Origin of the sequence: Sorangium sp. So ce204 (assembly GCF_051526795.1) — a bacterium.
Lineage (GTDB): Bacteria > Myxococcota_A > Polyangia > Polyangiales > Polyangiaceae > Sorangium > Sorangium cellulosum_B.
This window is the reverse complement of the sequence record NZ_CP150317.1, coordinates 7,261,198-7,278,434: the sequence shown is the minus strand read 5'-3', so window position 1 is coordinate 7,278,434 and position 17,237 is coordinate 7,261,198. Positions and strand designations below refer to the sequence as shown.

Annotated in this window: 18 protein-coding genes and 1 tRNA gene; 12 read left to right on the top strand and 7 right to left on the bottom strand. The window is 72.2% G+C overall.

Going from position 1 to position 17,237, the window contains the following annotated elements; genetic code table 11:
- Positions 1-12 precede the first annotated feature (12 nt).
- From WMF22_RS27175 to WMF22_RS27155, 5 genes are all read left to right on the top strand, one after another.
- Positions 13-957 (top strand): extracellular catalytic domain type 1 short-chain-length polyhydroxyalkanoate depolymerase, encoded by a 945-nt coding sequence (locus WMF22_RS27175; protein ID WP_437292905.1) that lies wholly within the window; start codon positions 13-15, stop codon positions 955-957.
- 109 nt (positions 958-1,066) lie between these two features.
- Entirely contained in the window at positions 1,067-1,210 is a 144-nt protein-coding gene (locus tag WMF22_RS27170) for a hypothetical protein (RefSeq protein ID WP_437292904.1), read from the top strand.
- A gap of 269 nt (positions 1,211-1,479) precedes the next feature.
- The gene (locus WMF22_RS27165; protein WP_437292903.1) at positions 1,480-2,433 is read left to right on the top strand and encodes a hypothetical protein; all 954 of its coding nucleotides are present in this window, start codon (positions 1,480-1,482) and stop codon (positions 2,431-2,433) included.
- Positions 2,434-2,667: 234 nt separating this feature from the next.
- Positions 2,668-3,753: an AAA family ATPase gene (locus WMF22_RS27160; protein WP_437292902.1), complete on the top strand. Its 1,086-nt coding sequence runs from the start codon at positions 2,668-2,670 to the stop codon at positions 3,751-3,753.
- The gene (locus WMF22_RS27155) at positions 3,750-4,550 is read left to right on the top strand and encodes a hypothetical protein (RefSeq protein WP_437292901.1); all 801 of its coding nucleotides are present in this window, start codon (positions 3,750-3,752) and stop codon (positions 4,548-4,550) included. Before WMF22_RS27160 ends, WMF22_RS27155 begins: the two co-directional genes overlap by 4 nt.
- Positions 4,551-4,580: 30 nt before the next feature.
- Here WMF22_RS27155 and WMF22_RS27150 read toward each other — a convergent pair whose 3' ends face one another.
- Both WMF22_RS27150 and WMF22_RS27145 read right to left on the bottom strand, forming a co-directional pair.
- Positions 4,581-5,315, bottom strand: coding sequence for a sigma-70 family RNA polymerase sigma factor (locus WMF22_RS27150; RefSeq protein ID WP_438031664.1), 735 nt, complete (start codon positions 5,313-5,315; stop codon positions 4,581-4,583).
- The gene (locus WMF22_RS27145; protein ID WP_437292899.1) at positions 5,312-5,620 is read right to left on the bottom strand and encodes a hypothetical protein; all 309 of its coding nucleotides are present in this window, start codon (positions 5,618-5,620) and stop codon (positions 5,312-5,314) included. The genes WMF22_RS27150 and WMF22_RS27145 overlap by 4 nt, the downstream gene beginning before the upstream one ends.
- A gap of 167 nt (positions 5,621-5,787) precedes the next feature.
- Between WMF22_RS27145 and WMF22_RS27140 the strand changes: the two genes are divergently transcribed.
- The 4 genes from WMF22_RS27140 to WMF22_RS27125 all read left to right on the top strand — a co-directional run bounded on the left by WMF22_RS27140 (position 5,788) and on the right by WMF22_RS27125 (position 9,440).
- Positions 5,788-7,359, top strand: coding sequence for a serine/threonine-protein kinase (locus WMF22_RS27140; protein ID WP_438031663.1), 1,572 nt, complete (start codon positions 5,788-5,790; stop codon positions 7,357-7,359).
- A gap of 79 nt (positions 7,360-7,438) precedes the next feature.
- Positions 7,439-7,732, top strand: a complete 294-nt coding sequence (locus WMF22_RS27135) for a hypothetical protein (protein WP_438031662.1) — start codon at positions 7,439-7,441, stop codon at positions 7,730-7,732.
- Positions 7,729-8,838 (top strand): AAA family ATPase, encoded by a 1,110-nt coding sequence (locus WMF22_RS27130; RefSeq protein ID WP_438031661.1) that lies wholly within the window; start codon positions 7,729-7,731, stop codon positions 8,836-8,838. Before WMF22_RS27135 ends, WMF22_RS27130 begins: the two co-directional genes overlap by 4 nt.
- Before the next feature lie 89 nt (positions 8,839-8,927).
- On the top strand, positions 8,928-9,440 hold the full coding sequence (locus tag WMF22_RS27125; protein WP_438031660.1) for a hypothetical protein: 513 nt from the start codon (positions 8,928-8,930) through the stop codon (positions 9,438-9,440).
- Between the two features lie 200 nt (positions 9,441-9,640).
- On the opposite strand, the gene WMF22_RS27120 is transcribed toward WMF22_RS27125, so the two are convergent.
- The 3 genes from WMF22_RS27120 to WMF22_RS27110 all read right to left on the bottom strand — a co-directional run bounded on the left by WMF22_RS27120 (position 9,641) and on the right by WMF22_RS27110 (position 11,631).
- Positions 9,641-9,712, bottom strand: a tRNA-Thr gene (locus WMF22_RS27120).
- Between the two features lie 48 nt (positions 9,713-9,760).
- A complete protein-coding gene (locus WMF22_RS27115; RefSeq protein WP_438031659.1) occupies positions 9,761-10,753 on the bottom strand; it encodes an alpha/beta fold hydrolase in 993 nt (330 codons plus the stop codon).
- A 101-nt stretch (positions 10,754-10,854) separates the two neighbouring features.
- Positions 10,855-11,631: a peroxiredoxin gene (locus WMF22_RS27110; protein WP_438031658.1), complete on the bottom strand. Its 777-nt coding sequence runs from the start codon at positions 11,629-11,631 to the stop codon at positions 10,855-10,857.
- A 78-nt stretch (positions 11,632-11,709) separates the two neighbouring features.
- Here WMF22_RS27110 and deoC point away from each other — a divergent pair, with 78 nt between their 5' ends.
- The 3 genes from deoC (at position 11,710) to WMF22_RS27095 (ending at position 15,225) form a co-directional block, all read left to right on the top strand.
- Complete coding sequence (gene deoC / locus WMF22_RS27105; RefSeq protein ID WP_437292894.1) at positions 11,710-12,663, top strand: deoxyribose-phosphate aldolase; 954 nt, start codon at positions 11,710-11,712, stop codon at positions 12,661-12,663.
- 64 nt (positions 12,664-12,727) lie between these two features.
- Positions 12,728-14,254, top strand: a complete 1,527-nt coding sequence (locus tag WMF22_RS27100) for an aldehyde dehydrogenase family protein (protein ID WP_438031657.1) — start codon at positions 12,728-12,730, stop codon at positions 14,252-14,254.
- Positions 14,255-14,385: 131 nt separating this feature from the next.
- Entirely contained in the window at positions 14,386-15,225 is an 840-nt protein-coding gene (locus WMF22_RS27095; protein WP_437301614.1) for an aldehyde dehydrogenase family protein, read from the top strand.
- A gap of 76 nt (positions 15,226-15,301) precedes the next feature.
- Here WMF22_RS27095 and fmt read toward each other — a convergent pair whose 3' ends face one another.
- Entirely contained in the window at positions 15,302-16,237 is a 936-nt protein-coding gene (gene fmt / locus WMF22_RS27090) for a methionyl-tRNA formyltransferase (protein ID WP_437292892.1), read from the bottom strand.
- Between the two features lie 78 nt (positions 16,238-16,315).
- Positions 16,316-17,146, bottom strand: coding sequence for a formylglycine-generating enzyme family protein (locus WMF22_RS27085; protein ID WP_437292891.1), 831 nt, complete (start codon positions 17,144-17,146; stop codon positions 16,316-16,318).
- Positions 17,147-17,237: the final 91 nt, after the last annotated feature.

Below are 17,237 nucleotides of genomic sequence, written 5' to 3'. Positions count from 1 at the left end.
GGATCTTCCTTGATGATCGTCGCCGCCGTCCTCGCTGGCTGCGGATCGCCGGAGCCCCTGGGGACGGCCGCGGAGCGCGCTGTGGCAGGCGAGCCGGGCAGCAGCCGCGAGCCGAGCCCGGCTGGAGACATCTGGATCCACGTGGCGAGCGGGGGCCGCGATCGCGCGGCCCTCCTGCACGTTCCGAGCTCTCTTCAGAACAAGAAGAAGCGCGCCCCGCTCGTGCTCGACTTTCATCACTTCAATGGCACGCCCGAGCGCGAAGCGGCGCTCTCCGGCCTCAGCGCGCTCGCGGACGAACGAAAGCTCCTGGTCGCCTATCCCGCGGGTATCGGCGGGAGCTGGAATGCAGGCCGGTGCTGCGGCCAGGCGTGGGAGGAAGGCGTCGACGACGTGGCCTTCACACGAGATCTGATCGACGCGATCTCCGCGGAGCACAGCGTCGACCCGAGCCGCATCTTCGTGACCGGCATGTCCGGTGGCGCGCTCATGGCGCACCGCCTCGGCTGCGAGCTCGCGGACAGGATCGCGGCGATCGCCCCGATCGCCGGCGTCCTGCACATGCCGCCGGAGACCTGCGAGCCGGTGCGCCCCATCTCCGTCCTGCATGTGCACGGGACCGCGGACTCCGTCATTCCCTACGGCGGAGGCCTGGGGCAGGTCCCGGTTCCGGTGCCGGGGAGCCTCGAGTTCATCTCCGTGGCCCAGAGCCTCGCCATCTGGCGCGATCGCGACGGCTGCGCCGATGTCTCGCACCGCACCTATGCGCATGGCGATACCACCTGCAGGGCGTGGTCGATCTGCGCTGACGAGGTCGAGGTCGAGCACTGCGCGGTCGAGGGGGGCGGGCACACGTGGCCCGGCGGAGGAGATCTGCCGCCGGTGTTCGGGCCGAAGAGCGAGACGTTCCACGCGAGCGAACGGCTGCTCGATTTCTTCGAGGAGCACCCGAGGTGACGGGCGAGCCCGCCGCACGGGAGCCTTCGCTCCGCGTCCCCGGCGCGGCGATGCGCGGCAGGGAGCCAGGCTGGGTCGCGTCGCGCCCCCGGAGAGGCTCCCGGGAGAGATGAACCTCTGGGCGGAGGCTGTCGAGAGGCTCCCGGGAGAGATGAACCTCTGGGCGGAGGCTGTCGAGAGGCTCCCGGGAGAGATGAACCTCTGGGCGGAGGCTGTCGAGAGTCCTGCGGGTCTCTTTTTCTCGTGTTGGTGAAACTTCGCGCAGGCAGGGCCCGTGCCCGACGGAGCCGCAAAGAAATCGACCGACCCAGGTCGATTGTCGTGACCCGATCGGGGTCGCGCTCCCGATTGATCTCCTCGACGGGACGGAAGGACGCCGGGCGACGGATCCCCTTCGCGCGACGCGCTCGGTCCCGGTGGCCCTGGTCCATCGTTCGCTCGCGCTGCCTGCGCGGCGCGGCGACGGCTCGGGTCGAACGCAACCAACAGCCTCCCTTTCGAGGAGATTTCAGGAGGAGAGATATGCCTGCTGTGACGAAGTCGAAGAAGCGCTCCGCGACCGCTGCCGCCTCTGGAGAGCCATCGTACGCTCCGCCCATTTACGACCCCGCGGCTGGAAAGAAGGCGCTCGAGGCGCTCGCCCCGGAGCTCGACCGCCTCGCCGAGGCCGAGCTCATCACCGTGAGGATCGATGTCGAGGCGGCCACGTACGCCGCCCTCGGCGTCGTCGGGTTCGTGTCCTCGCCCGACGTGCGCGCGCGCTTCGCGCGGCTGCCCCGGGAGGAGTTCGACGTCACGCACGTCGACGAGCTGGAGCTCGCGTGCTTCGCCGTGCTGCACGCGCTCGCGGAGGCCCGGGCAGCCGGCGCGCTCGAGACGGAGGCGCGGCTGCCGATCGCGCTGGTCACCGAGGGGCTGGAGGTCGAGGCGCGCATGCAGGCGCTGTGCGAGTACCAGCTCGCGGACGACCCCGCGATCAAGCCGGAGCTCGATCGGCTGCGGCCGGGCACCGGGCACCGCGACCTCGCGAACGATCTGCTCGGCTACGCGCGGATCTACGAGCTGCGCGCCGACGTCGTGAAGGCGGACGCGAAGCACTACCGGGCTGACGACGCGGCGCGCGCGCGGGAGCTGGCCGGGGCGATGATCCAGAAGCTCTCGACGGCGATGACGCCGAGGGCCCGGCAGGCCTTCGACCGGTACGTGCGGGTCTGGACGTTGCTCTGCCTGCGCTACGAGGAGGTGCGGGCGGCAGCGCTGTGGCTGTGGCGGAAGAGCTCGCGCACCCAGGAGCGGTTCCCGTCGCTGTTCGCGGTGGGCAGGCCCAACTCGGCCCGGTCGTCGAGGAAGGAGGCGCCGAAGGGAGGCGAGGGGGACGGGCGCGGTGATGGCGGAGGCGGCGGTGGGAGCGACAGCGGCGAGCAGCCGGGGGCGACGCCTGTCGTCCCGGAGCTCGTGACGGAGAGCCCTGGCTGAGCTGGCGCCGAGGCGCTGCGCTGCGCGCTCCCGGTCAGCGTGCAGCGCGGCGGCGAAGCGCCCCCGGGCCTCGGCCGAACCGCCGAAAATGACGCCCGGGCCTCCACAGGACAGGCTTCACCGGCTGGTCCCACGGGCGTACCTTTCCGCCTGCCCGTGGCGCCTGACGCGGCGGGCGGCCCCGGATGCCGCTGCTCTCCGGCCAGGGGAAGCTCGACCTGTAGGAATTTCCGCATGATCACGTCCGTTCGACTCCAGGAATTCAAGGGCCATCGGGACAGCACCGTCGCGCTCGGCCGGCTCACCGTGCTCGTCGGCCCGAACGGGTCCGGGAAGACGAGCGTGCTCGAGGCGCTCGCGCTTCAGAGCCGCCTCGTGCGCTACGCGCCCCGAAACTTGCTGACAGGTGATTGGTCGCCCGGGGATCTGCTTCGCCGGGGGACCAAAGAAGGGGCGATCGCGCTGACGTCACGGGGCACATGGGAGGACGAGGCATGGAGCTTCCGGACCGTGCTCTCGGAATCGTCGGTGCTCGTCGACTGGGAACGGACCGGCGATGCGCGGCAGTTCACCGCTGAAGGCCACCGCCCCCTCCGCGGTCAGGTGCCGCGGCTGGACGAGATCGTCGCACCCACGACCGTCTACAAGCTCAACGCGGAGCGCATCGCCGCCGCAGCGTACAGCGATGAGCTCGCGCCCACCGTCGGCTACGACGGGACCAACACCGCTGTCGCGCTCGCCGCAATCAAACTCGGCCACGACGAAGTGTTCGATCGTATCGAAGAGTCGCTCCGTCGGATCATTCCGAACGTGGAGCGGGTTCGCATCCGGCAGGCCAGGGTCAGACGCCCGAACCCAGAGCTGCCTCACAAGGCCGAGGACGTCGTCGGAAGCAAGGTGTACTTCGATTTTCGCGGAGCCCCTTCCGTCCCCGCGCACGCGGCGAGCGAGGGGACCCTCATCACGCTGGCGCTCCTGACCGTGCTTCATGGCCCGAACCGCCCGGAAGTCCTGCTCCTGGATGACTTCGCCGAGTCGCTCCACCCGCAGGCGCAGATGGAGCTGGTGCGGCTGGTCAGACGCCTGCTCGAGGAGTTCAGCGATCTCCAGATCGTCGCCACGACGCACTCGCCCTACATCCTCGACGAGCTCGACCCCTCCGAGATCTACGCCTTCGCGCTCCGCGACGACGGCACCGTCGCCCTCAAGCGCCTCTCCGAGCACCCGCAGGCGAAGGAGGTGAAAGGCACGCTCTCGGCGGGCCAGCTCTGGAGCATGGATCCAGAGCGAGACTGGGTGCTCGCCGAGAGCGCGCCGTGAAGCTCCTGGTCTTCTGTGAGGCCACCGCCGACTTCCTGACAGCGAGCGCTCTCGTGGACCGCGTGCTTCACGACGAGGGGCCCGCCTGGGTGAGCGACCTCCTGCGTTCCCACCCGGAGTCCATCCGTGAATGGGCGAGCGACGGCCACGGCAAGGAGTTCTTCGACATCCACAAACTCGAGGCGTACAGGCGAGGCCTCGGCAACGTGCGCTTCATGCCGGGGCATTTCGACGGAAAGCCGGGGGCGGCGGGCGCCCAGGCCGCGAGGAACGCATTCGCGATCGCGCGCGAGGTAGGGAAGCGGGATCCGCCGACCCGCCTGGGAGCGGTCTTCATCGTCTGGGACATGGATGATCAGGGGGAGCTCCGCCGGAAAGGGCTTGCTCAAGCCCGGACCGAGGCCTCGCGGTGGGCGTCTTTTCAAATCGTCCTCGGCTGCCCTGATCCGATGCGCGAGGCCTGGGTGCTCGCGGGGTTCGAGCCCGAGTCGGACGAAGAGCGCGCTCGCCTCGGCGAGCTTCGACGCGAGCTCGGCTTCTCCCCCTGCGACGAGGCGCACCAGCTCAACGCGAAGGACGAGCAGGCGAAGCGGAACCCGAAGAGGGTGCTCCACCGGCTCACGGGCGACGATCGCGAGCGCGAGGCGCGCTGCTTGACCGAAGCGCCGCTCGAGCGGTTGCGGGAGCGGGGGGCCGCCTCTGGGCTGCGCGCGTTTCTCGAGGAGGTGAAGGCGCGCGTCGTGCCGCTGTGCCAAGGGTCTCCTGCGAGCTCTCGGTATGCTCGACCGCAAGAATAGCGGCAGCGGGGAGACGCTCCGCCTGGCGCTCTACCCGGACGTCGCGCCAGCCAGCCCCACCCGATCCGGCGCGGCGGCGCCGCCCTGCGCGCGCTCCCGGTCCGCTCGCAGCGCGCCGGCGAACCGCTTCTGGGCCTCCGCGCTGCGCCGCTTCGCGGTCCGCTCCGAGCAGCCGAGCGCCGCGCCGATCGCGTGCCAGGTCCGCTCCTCGACGTGGCGGAGCACGAGGACGCGCCGCTCCTCGTCCGGGAGCCGCGACAGGGCGGCCTCCACCGCGCGGATGGCGCGGTCGTACGCGGCGCGGAGCCGCTCGCCCTCCTCGCCCTGCGCCGTCAGCGCGCGGCCGACGAGGCCGAGCACCGCGGCGGCCGCGACCTGGTCGGCCATCCCGTCGGCCTGCGCGGTCGTCTCGGCGTCGCCGTCGGCGAGCACGTCGCTCGTGTCCTGCGCCGCCTCGGCGGCGTCGTAGCCGTCCTCGCGGGCGGCGCGCCAGTGCTTCGACTCCTGCTGCAGCGCGTCCGACAGCGCGCCGTCGACGCGCCGCCATGCGTAGACCTGGAAGGGGACGCCGCGGGCGGGATCGTAGCCGAGCGCGGCCTCGTGGAGCGCCTGGACCGCGGCGGAGCGGAGATCGTCGGCCACGTAGTGCGCGCGCGTCCGCCGGAGGAAGTGACCGCAGAGCTTCTCGACGAGCGGCACGGCCTCCGCGACGAGCGCCTGCTGGTCGGGGCGGAGGGGCCTCCGCGGCCGGTCGCCGTGGCTCATCGGGCGCCGCCTTGCCCTCGGCCCTTGGCGGCGCCCGCCTTCGCGGCGAGCCGCTGCGCGGCCTCGGCCAGCGCCGCGGGCTCGCGCCGGTCGACCTCGCCGCTCGCGGCGGGCGGCGTGCGCGGGCGGAGCCGGTCGACGAGCGGGGCGGCGACGGGGTGCGTCGCGAGGAAGCGCGAGGTCAGCGCGCGCAGCGCCTCGAGATCCTCCGCGGGCAGGAGATCGGCGTACGGCGCGACGGCGTGGGCGACGCGGGCCTCGAGGGTCGGATCGCCGTCATCGGGGTCGGGGCGGGGGCTCGACATCGGGCTCCGGGGGCGCGCTGCCCGCTGGCGCTGCATGCGCTCGGCGCGCTTCGCGCGATGGACACCCGACGCTACCTTTCCCGGGGAGGGTCAACAAGGGCAGAGAAGCGGGGAGGGCCGGGCGCTCTTTCGCTATCGTCAGCGGCTGCGAGGTAGGGTGTCGCGAGGTGACGAGCGTCGATGAGCCGCTGAGCCCCGGGGCGCTGTTCCAGGGGCGCTTCCTGATCGATCGCCTCCTCGGACGCGGCGGGATGGGCGAGGTCTGGGCCGCCCTCGACATGGCGCTGGAGCGGCCGGTGGCGATCAAGATCATCCATCGCGCCCTCGCGGGGGAGGCGCGTTACGCCGAGCGCTTCCTCCGGGAGACGAAGCTCGCGGCGCGGGTCGCGCACCCGAACATCGTGCGGCTGTACGACGCCGGCAGGGCCGCGGACGGGCGGCTCTTCATGGTGATGGAGCGCGCCTCGGGCGTGCCGCTGCGGGAGATCATCGCGGGCGGCGCGCGGCTCGATCCAGTGCGCGCGCTCCACTACGCGATCCAGATCGCGGACGCGCTCTCGACGGCGCACGAGGCCGACCTCGTGCACCGCGACGTGAAGCCCGAGAACATCCTGGTGAGCGACGGCGTGCGCGCGCGGCTCGTCGACTTCGGCGTGGCGAAGGACGCGCGGGGCGTGGGCCTCGGGCTGACCGGGCAAGGCAGGGCGGTCGGGACGTCGCGCTACATGGCGCCGGAGCAGGTGGCCGGGGGCGCCGTGGACGCGCGCGCGGATCTGTATGCGCTCGGCGTGGTCACGTACGAGATGCTGGCGGGGGCGCACCCGTACGCGGTGCTCGACGAGGCGTCGGGCATCGGGGAGACGGAGATCCTTGCGGCGCACGTGCACCTGGAAGCGATGCCCCTGCCGGAGGTGCTCCCGGGGTGTCCGGAGGCGCTCTGGACCGCGGTGGCCAGGTGCCTTGCCAAGAGGCCCGAAGCCCGGTTTGCGCGGGCGGCGGAGCTCGCGGCGGCGCTGCGCGAGGTGGCGGGGACCGCGGTGACGGCCGAGAGGGCCGTGGACGACGTGGCCGCGCGGCAGCTCCTGAGCGAGGCGGCGGACGCGGCAAGGGAGCGGGCGATCCGCGAGCGCGGGGGGGCGCCTCGGGAGGAGAGGGCGGCGGGCGCGGTGCAGCTCGTGGCGGCGCTGCCGGGGCAGGGCGTGATGGCGGGGAGCGCGGCGCCGGGCGCGGATGCGCGGAGCAGGCTGGCGATGGCGCAGAGCTTCCGGGTGGAGCCGGCGTGGGAGCTGGGTGCGGCGAGCGCGGGGACGGGGACCCGGCGCGAGGATGCGGCTGCCGGGCAGCCACTGCGGGGGCCGGTGCTGCCGGCAGCAGCAGGGGGTGAAGTGGCGGGGCCGGCACCGGGGGAAGGCGCGAGCGTGATCGAAGCCGGCGCGGGAACCAGCCTGCTGGTGAGCACGGAGCGGTGGGAGGGGGCGGCTGCTCCAGTGACAGGAGCGGGGACGCGGGGGAGCACGGAGCGGTGGGACGGGGCAGCGGCCATCGCGGCGGCGGTGCCTGGTGCAGAGCGGCTGGCGAGGACGGAGCCCTGGGATGCCGCGAGGGCTGGCGCGCGATCGTCGAGAGCGCGCGCGGCGTCTCCGCGGACCAGGTGGGGGCTCGTCGTGCTCGTCATGCTCGCGCTCGGCGTGGCCATGGCGCTGATCGCTGCGGTGATGCTGGGTCTCGCCCCGGCGTGACGCATCGCCGTCGGCGGGCTGTGGTTCGAGAGTCCAGGCTCCACATCCGCGATTCCTGGCGTACTCTTCGCCTCCGTCCATGCCCAGCGAGCGCCAGGTGTTCGACCTCCTGTCCCGTGACGAGCTCGCGGAGCTCGTCGGCCGCTGCGATCCGCTCGTCCAGGAGGGTCGCTCCAAGGCTCAGCTCGTCGGCCGCGGGCGCTTCCGTGGCGCCGAGCCCCGGCCTGAAGTCCTCCGGCATGAACCGAGCTGGCGCGGCTTCGAGCGGCTGCAAGCCTTCCCCCGCCTTCCGGAGCGGCTCGACCTGCGGACGGAGAGCGTGCACGCCCTTCAGCGCAGGCGAGCGGCCGACGCCCACGTGGAGCTGCGATGATTCACACCTTCTACGCTCGGAACTACGGCTGCCTGGTCGATACCGAGGCCTCGCTGACCCCGCTTCATGCGTTCATCGGCCCGAACGATAGCGGCAAGAGCACACTGCTGCACGGCCTGCGGACCCTGGTGCAGTTCGCCGGGGCCCACTTTCGGCAGGATGATCAGGGTAGATGGGAGCCCTTCGAACCCTATCTGCCCACGAGCTATCCACCCTCTCAATCACCGAGGAAACCGCACGATATCCTGCTCGAGTGCGGCGTCGACGAAGGCTGGTTCGCCATCGAAACGGGGCTGCGAAACCTGGAAGAGCGTGCCGGGAAGCGGCGTAGCAGCGACACGTCTGCAGGTCACGATCGGTCGAATGTTCCGCGGCACTGGGAATCTCTCGGCGTACTGCGGAAAACCCAGCATCCATGGGAACAGCGGATCCTGAGCCAGCTCCGTCAGGCGAGGCTTGTTCGTTTCGACCCTGATGCGCTGCGTGAACCAAGCGGTCTGATCCCCGAAACGCAGCCGGTCGGCTTCCTCGACGACCGGGGTCATGGCCTGGCCGGCATCTACTTCGCCATCCGCAACCGCAACGACGATGCTTTTTCCCGCATCGTCGACGACGTTCGCCGCCACTTCCCGACGATCAATGGCCTTCGTGTCAAGGCAGTGACGAGCAGCAAGGTCGTCTTGGAGGTCGAGCTCGTGAATGGCGCGCGGGTGGAAGCCGCTCGGCTCAGCGAGGGCCTCCTTTACTATCTCGCGTTCGCCGCGCTCCGCTACATGGCTCCGGTCTCGCTCCTGCTCGTGGAAGAGCCCGAGAACGGCCTGCATCCGGCGCGCATCGCCGAGGTCATGCGCATCCTCCGTGCCATCGTCGAGGAGAGCGGCACACAGGTCCTCATGGCGACCCATAGCCCGCTCGTCGTGAACGAGCTCAAGCCCGACGAGGTGTCCGTCGTCACCCGCACCGCCGAGGGGGGGACCCGGGTCAAGCGCATCAAGGATACGCCCGATTTCGAAGAGCGCTCCAAGGTCTACGCGCTCGGCGAGCTGTGGATCGCCTATGCCAACGGCGAGGACGAGGCGCCGCTCCTCGAGGGCACCGAGCCTTGATCCGCGTCATTCTCGCCGGTGAGGGAAAGAACGAGCTCGGCGGTTTCGCAGTCGAGCCGAGCTTCCGCGACGACAACCCCGAGCCCGGTGTGGTCGAGGCGCTGCTCCGGCAGGTCCGTCCCGAGGGGTGGAAGGTCGTGGACGCCATCCTCTGGAAGAGCATCCCCAAGCTCCGCGTGGGTATCGGTGGAAAGGGCGAGGAGCTCAACGTCCAGCGCGCCTTCCACCATGCCAAGAAGCGTGGGTGCGAGGTCTTTGCGTTCACGCGCGACCGTGACAAGGCCAAGTTCGCCCACCGCGAGGACGGCATTGAACGGGCGATCGAAGGGCTGGGAAGTACCGCGGACCAGCCGCCGGCTGTCGTTGGCGGTGTTGCCATCGAGAAGCTGGAGTCGTGGCTGGTGGCCGTTGCCGGCCACCATGGCTCCGAAGCGATGCGCAGGCCGCAAGAGAGGCTCGCCGAGCTCGGGATGAACGAGAAGGACACCGCCGCCATGGTGCGCCTCGTGGAGGAGAGCGGCCTGACCAGCATCCCCGCTGACGCGCACTCGTTGCGGCGATGGATCGGGCGCGCGCGCCAGGCGCTCGGCGAATCCACGTAGAGCCGCGCCGATCCCGCATGAGCTCGTACGGCCTGCGGTGTCCGGGACGCGCCGGCTCAACCGGTGGATTACACACGCGCCGCCGCGGCTCGTGGACCACTCGCCCGAGCAGGAGAGTTCTCTGCTCGGCGCGTACATGGCCGCACCCAGCGCGTCACCTGCTCGCCCCCAGGGCAGCGAACACGCTGGCATTCACTTTGAGCCACCTTCGAGATTTGAACTCGAGACCTACGGTTTACGAAACCGTTGCTCTACCACTGAGCTAAGGTGGCACGCCTCTCGTCGAGGAGGCGCGCAGATTACCCACTCGCCATGCCGAGTCAAGCTCTTTTATTTCCGTCCTCGAGCGAGCCGGTTCCGTTCGCTGCTGCGGCTGCGCCCGCTCCTCCCGCGCCTCGCGCTCCTCGCCTGATTCCCTGGCCCGCCGCGTCCCCGGCGTCTCCTCCCGCGGCGAAGAAGTCGCCCAGCCGCTCCGCCAGCTCCGCCGCCGCCGACCAGTGCATCATGTGCCCGGCCTCCGGCAGCTCGACGTGCTCCGCGCGCTTGAGCCTCGCCACCCGCTCCGCTTCGTCCTCCGGGTGCCACCCCGTCGGCCCGCCGCTCACGAGCAGCGTCGGGCACGCGATGCGCTCCAGGAACGTCATGAACGCCTCCACCTGGAACAGCAGCGGCGAGGTCGTCCGGTGCATCGGATCGTACGCCCACGCGAGCCCGCCGTCCGGCTCTTCCCGCGTGAGCAGCGGCGCGCGCGTCGCCAGCACGTCGCGCGGCACGCGCGGGTGGTTCGCCACGAGCCGCGCGATCGCGTCCTGCATCGACGAGAGCTTCCGCGGCGCGCGATCGAGCTCCGCCATCTGGCGCAGCCACGCCTCGACGCGCGCGACGGCCACCTCGGGGCCGCTCGCCGGCGGCCCCATGCCCTCGAGCAGCGCCAGGCGCTCGACGCGGCCGGGGCACGCGCCCGCGTAGTACACGGCGACCGCGCCGCCCATCGAGTGGCCCACCACGCCGAGGCGCGCCGGCGCGAGCGCGTCCACGAGCGCCGCGACGTCGGCGATGTAGTCGGGGAAGTAGTAGTAGCTGCCCGCGCCGACGCGGGCGCTCCGGCCGAACCCGCGCAGGTCCGGCGCGACGACGTCGTGCCCCGCCCGCGCGAGCGGCTCGGCCACGAGGTCCCACGTGCTCCCGGCGTCGAGGAAGCCGTGGAGCAGCAGCAGCGTGAGGCCCGTCGGCCGCGCGTGGTCGTCGCGGAAGCGATGGACGCAGAGATCCAACCCGTTGGTGTTCAAAAATTCCGACGACCTACGCACCACGCGCGCGCTCCCGTCTGCAGATCTCCCGTCAGCCCTCCGCGCGGCCCGCGCGGTCAGCGCGCGGCCCGCCGGCGCTCCTGCGCCGCGTGCGCGCGCGGGCGTCACCGCCTCGCCGGCGGACCTTTCGCCGGGGGCGCCGCGGGGGCCGCCGGGGGCAGCATCGTCCCCGTCGCCACCGGAGCGGCCGTGGCCGGCTCCGCCGCGCCCGCAGGCGCCGCCGCGGGCGCCGCCGCGGGCGCCGCCCCGGTGGCGGCCGGCGCCGCGGTGTCCGGCGCGGCCGGCGCTGCGCTGCCCGGCGCCGCTGGCGCGACCGGGAGCGCGGCGCCCGTGAGCTGCGCGGCGTCCTTCAGCACCTCGTCCGCGTGCACCCCGGGATCCACGTCCGGATAGACCTTCGCGATCTTGCCGTCCGGATCGACGAGGAACGTCACGCGCGCCGTCGCGCCGAGCCGCATCGGCACGCCGAACGCCGTGGCCCACGCGTGATCGGTGTCGACGAGGATCGGGAACGGCAGCTTGTTCTCGGTCGCGAACTTCTCGTGCGACTCGCGGGTGTCGGACGACACGCCGAAGACCTGCACGTTGGCCTGCTTGAAGCGATCCCACGCGTCGCGGAACGCGCACGCCTCCGCGGTGCAGCCCGGCGTCCCGTCCTTCGGATAGAAGTACACGACCACGGCCCGACCCCGCTGGTCGGACAGCCGCTGGATCGCGCCGTGCTGATCCGCGGCGAACACGTCGGGCGCCGCCGCGCCGACCGGGATCAGCCCTTGTCCACCATCGGGTCGCTCGGCCGCGCCACACCCGAGCAGCGAGGCAAAGGCAAAGACGACAGCAAGTACGACAAAAACGACGGCAATCGGGAAGCGTCTCTTCATCAGAGCGCCACGTTAGCACGCACTCGGTAGGATCGATCGGACGCTTCTGGTACGTTCCCGCGCCAGGAGACGAGGCCGATGGCGATCTTCGGAAACGACAGCGGCGCCGCGCCCGGCGTGGTGCGCCAGGGCAGGGAGGTCACCTACCCCGATTTCTCTTCGCCCACCGTGGATAAGGTCATGGTCGAAGAGCGCGCAGCCGGGCTCGGCAAAAGGAGCATCAAAGGCCCCGCCAAGGTCGCCGGCCTCAAGCTCGCCATCTCGATGATGGACCTCACCACCCTGGAGGGGAAAGACTCCCCGGGAAAAGTTGAGCAGCTCTGTCAGAAGGCGCTTCGACCCCACGAGCGCGCGGACATCCCTTCCTGTGCGGCGGTGTGCGTCTATCCCAAGCTCGTCGCTGTGGCGAAGCGAGCGGTCTCGGGCTCGGCGGTCAAGGTGGCCAGTGTGGCGACCGCCTTCCCGAGCGGCCTCTCCACGCTCGCCGTCAAGCTCGCCGACGTCCGCCAGGCGGTCGAGCTCGGCGCCGACGAGATCGACATGGTGATCGACCGCGGCGCGATGCTCTCCGGCGAGTACGGCGCGGTGTACGACGAGATCGCCGCGACCAAGGAGGCGTGCGGGCACGCGCACCTCAAGGTGATCCTGGAGACGGGCGAGCTCGGGTCCTACGATCGCGTCCGCAAGGCGAGCCGCATCGCGATGCTCGCGGGCGCCGACTTCATCAAGACCTCGACCGGGAAGATCACGCCGGCGGCGACGCCCCCGGTGACGCTGGTGATGCTGGAGGCGATCCGCGATCACGCGCAGGCGACCGGGCGGCGCGTCGGGATGAAGCCGGCCGGCGGGATCCGCACCGCGAAGCAGGCGCTCCACTACCTCGTGCTGGTCAAGGAGACCCTCGGCGACGCCTGGCTCACGAGCGACCTGTTCCGCTTCGGCGCGTCGACGCTCCTCAACGACGTGCTCATGCAGCTCGAGAAGGAGCGGACGGGCGCCTACCAGAGCGGGGATCATTTCAGCAAGGACTGACCGCGCCGCGAGGGCGGGGCCGCGTCGGTGTTCAACGCGCGGCCGCGGGCGTAGAGTGCGCCGCATGAGCGACAACAGCACCGCCGCGGCTGGCGGCGACGGGGGCTCGCCCCGGGACGCGACCGCGGCGCGCGACGCGGCCGTCGTGTTCGGCGACGCCTGGCGCTACGCGCCGGCGCCCGAGGGGCGCGACCACGTGAAGATCGCGCCGCGGTACGAGCTCTTCATCGGCGGCGCGTGGCGCGCTCCGGCCTCGGGCCGCTACCTCGACAGCATCAGCCCGTCGACCGAGGAGAAGCTCTGCGAGTTCGCCGAGGCCTCGGAGCAGGACGTCGATCTCGCCGTGCAGGCGGCGCGGGCCGCGTACGAGAAGCACTGGTCGCGCATGCGCCCGCTCGATCGCGGCAAGTACCTCTACCGCGTCGCCCGGGCCCTCCAGGAGAAGGCGCGCGAGCTCGCCGTCGCCGAGTCGCTCGACGGGGGCAAGCCCATCAAGGAGTCCCGCGACGTCGATTTCCCGCTCGCGGCCGCGCATTTCTTCTACCACGCGGGCTGGGCGGACAAGCTCGAGCACGCCTTTCCCGGGCGCGATCCCCGGCCGCTCGGCGTCGCGGGCCAGGTGATCCCGTGGAACTTCCCGCTGCTCATGGCGGCGTGGAAGCTCGCCCCGGCGCTCGCGGCGGGCAACACGTGCGTCCTCAAGCCCGCCGAGACGACGCCGCTCACCGCGCTGCTCCTCGCGAAGATCATCGAGGAGGCCGATCTCCCGCCCGGCGTCGTCAACGTGGTCACGGGCGCCGGCGCGACCGGCGCCGCGGTCGTCGGCCACCCTGGCGTCGACAAGGTCGCGTTCACCGGATCGACCGAGGTCGGCAAGCGCATCCAGCGCGCGCTCGCCGGCACCGGGAAGCGGCTCACCCTCGAGCTCGGCGGCAAGGCCGCGAACATCGTGTTCGAGGACGCGCCGCTCGATCAGGCCGTCGAGGGGATCATCGGCGGCATCTTCTTCAACCAGGGCCACGTCTGCTGCGCGGGCTCGCGCCTCCTCGTCGAGGAGAGCGTCCACGACGCGCTCCTCTTCAAGCTGCGCGAGCGCATGGCGACCCTGCGCGTCGGCGATCCGCTCGACAAGAACACGGACGTGGGCGCCATCAACTCGCGGGCGCAGCTCGCGAAGATCGAGGAGCTCGTGGCGGCGGGGGAGCGCGAGGGGGCCGCGCGCTTCTCGGTGAGCTGCGCGCTCCCGCAGCGGGGCTACTGGTTCGCGCCGACGCTCTTCACGGGCGTCGCGCAGTCGCACCGGATCGCGCGCGAGGAGATCTTCGGCCCGGTGCTCTCGATCTTGACCTTCCGCACGCCCGAGGAGGCGATCGAGAAGGCGAACAACACGATGTACGGGCTGTCGGCGGGCGTCTGGACCGGCAAGGGCTCGAAGAGCTTCTGGGTCGCGCAGCGGCTCCGCGCCGGCGTCGTCTGGGCGAACACCTTCAACAAGTTCGATCCCAGCGCGCCGTTCGGCGGCTACAAGGAGAGCGGCTTCGGCCGCGAGGGCGGGCGCCAAGGGCTGCTCGCCTACCTCGAGGTGGACTGATGGCGCTCGGCGACAAGGACAGCGGCGGCGACGAGGGGTGCACGTCGATCGGGGAGTGCGCCGGCGCGGCCGCGCTCGACGCTCCTCCCGGCGAGGCGCGCGCGCGGGTCGGCGTGCGCAAGGCGTACAAGATGTTCGTCGGCGGCGCGTTCGTGCGCTCGGAGTCCGGGAGGTACACGCAGGTGCGCGATCACGGAGGCGCGGGCGCGGTCGAGAACATCCCGCGCGCCTCGCGCAAGGACGGGCGCGACGCCGTGCTCGCGGCGGCCGGCGCGCTCGGCGGGTGGTCGGCGCGCGCCGCGTACAACCGCGGGCAGATCCTCTACCGCCTCGCCGAGATGCTCGAGGCGCGGCGCGCGGAGCTCGCGGCCTCGCTCGAGCGCGGCGGGCAGGGCGCAGGCGCCGCCGAGCGCGAGGTCCTCGCGGCGATCGATCGCGCTGTCGCTTATGCGGGCTGGGCCGACAAGTACCAGAGCCTCTTCGCGAGCCTGAACCCCGTGTCCGGCCCGCACTTCACCTTCACCGTGCCCGAGCCGATGGGGGTCGTCGTCATCGCGGCGCCGCCGCGGCCGGCGCTGCTCGGCCTCGCGGGCGCTCTCCTGCCGGTGATCACCGCCGGCAACACCTGCGTCGTGCTCGCGAGCGAGGCGGATCCGCGCACGGCGCTCGTCTTCGGCGAGGCGCTCGCCACGAGCGATCTCCCGGGCGGCGTCGTCAACGTCCTCACCGGCCAGCTCGCGGAGGTGCTGCCGCACCTCGCCGCGCACATGGACGTCGCCGCGCTCGATCTGCACGGCGTGGACGCGGCGCTGGTGAAGCGCCTCGAGGAGGCGGCCGCGGCCAGCGTCAAGCGGGTGCGGGCCCGCTCGCTCGGCGAGGCGGAGTGGTTCGACGACAGGGCGGCGACGTCCCCCCGCTGGATCGAGCGGTTCGTCGAGATGAAGACGATCTGGCACCCGGCCGGGCCGTGACGCCGGCGGCGCTCGACGACCGGGCGCCGTGACGCGGGCGGCGCTCAACGACGGGGCGCCGTGACGCGGGCGGCGCTCATCGACCGAGCACCATCCCCGTCTGGAGCGTCCGCCCGGCGACGAGGTCCGCCGCCGCGAGCGGCTTCCGCCCCTCGACCTGGGCTCGCACGATCTGGATCGCGCCCGCGCCGCAGGCGACGATCACGACGCTGCGGCCGGCCATCACCACGGTCCCCGGCGGCGCGCCGGCCTGGTCGGCCTCGCTCTCGACATGCGCGGCCAGCACCTTGAGCGCCTTGCCGTCGATCGTCGTGAAGGCGCCTGGCCACGAGGTCATCCCCCGGATGTGATCGTGGATCTGCCGGGCGCTCCGCTCCCACCGGATGCGCCCGTCTTCCTTCTTCAGGAGCGCCGCGTGCGTCGCCGCCTCGTGGTCCTGCGGCGTCGGCGCGAGCTCGCCGTCCACCGCGCGGCGGAGATCCTCGCGCACGACGCGCGCGGCGAGCGCCCCGAGATCGATCGCGAGCTCGTCGGCGGTCGTGTCCGGGCCGATCGGCGTCCGGCGCACCGCGTAGACGGGCCCCGTGTCCATGCCCTCGTCCATCTGCATCAGCGAGATGCCCGTCTCGGCCTCGCCCCCGACGATCGCCCAGGTGATCGGCGCGGCGCCGCGGTAGCGCGGCAGGATCGACGCGTGCAGGTTCATGCAGCCGCGCCGCGGCGCCTCGAGCACCGCCTTCGGCAGGATGCGCCCGTAGGCGATCACCAGCGCGACGTCCGCTCCGGCGCCCGCGACCCACGCGGCGAACTCGGGCGTGCGGACCTTCTCGGGCTGCAGCACGGGCACGCCGAGCTCCAGCGCCTTCACCTTCACCGGCGGCGCCTTCAGCTCGAGCCCGCGGCCGGCCGGCCGATCCGGCTGACAGACGACGCCGACGACGTCCGCGATCGACGCGAGCGCCTCGAGCGACGGCACGGCGATGGCGGGGGTACCGAAGAACAGGGCGCGCACGCCCTGGCTTCTAGCAGGACCTGCGCCCGTCGTGCCGCCTTCTTCGCTCGCGGCGAGCGCCGCCGTGGAGGCTCGGCCTCAGGGGCCGGGCGCTCGCCCGCCGCGCTCGTCGTCCGCCGCGGGCGCCGCCGCGCCGCGCGAAGGGAGCGCCGAGCGCGGATCGGCGCAGCAGCGGAAGCCGGTCTCGTAGAACACGAACTTCGGATCGTGCGCGTCGTTCGTCCCGCGGCAGCCCGTCCACGGCTTGGCCCAGAAGCCGCCCATGAGCGCGCCTGGCCACCGGCGGCCGCGGCGCGAGGCGACCCACTCCTCGACGTTGCCCATCATGTCGAAGATGCCGAAGGTCGAGGCGCACCCGGGATGGGAGCCGCTCGGCGCGCCCTGCCAGAGCCGCTCGACCTCGCGCTGCGCCACCTCGCCGGAGGCGCCGAGCTTCCGCTCGTCGACCGGCCGCCAGGCCTTGCCGCTGTTGCAGACCGCCTTGTCCACGCGCCAGCCGTAGGCGAGGGGACGCCGCTCGGGGCCCTCGCACGCGAGCTCCCACTCCTGCTCGGCGCACACCCGCTTGCCGCGCGCGGCGCACCACGCGGTCGCCGTCTCGAACGACTGCATGACGAGCGGCTTCGCCCCCCGCTGGTTCGGCGCCTCGAACTGGTCCATGCACACGGAGATCTCGGTCGACGGCCCCTCCTCGGCCGTGATGTCCTCCCAGTACGCGAAGCAGTGGGTCGCCTTGCCGCTCTTGACCGGCTCCACGCAGACGTGCTGCACGTCGTCGCGGTGCGTGCCGGTGACGAGCCGCATGTCCGCCGGGCACGCCGGGCTGGGCCCTGGATCGAGCGACGGCGCCGCCGGAAGGCCGAGCATCGCGATCGCGAGCGCGCCGAGGCCGAGCAGGGGATCGATCATCGTTCAGCGAGGGCCAGGGTGTCGCTCCGTGCCGGGCGCAGCCTCGGCCTTGCCGCGCCGAGCGGCAAGGCCGACGCGCGCCTCCTTGGCG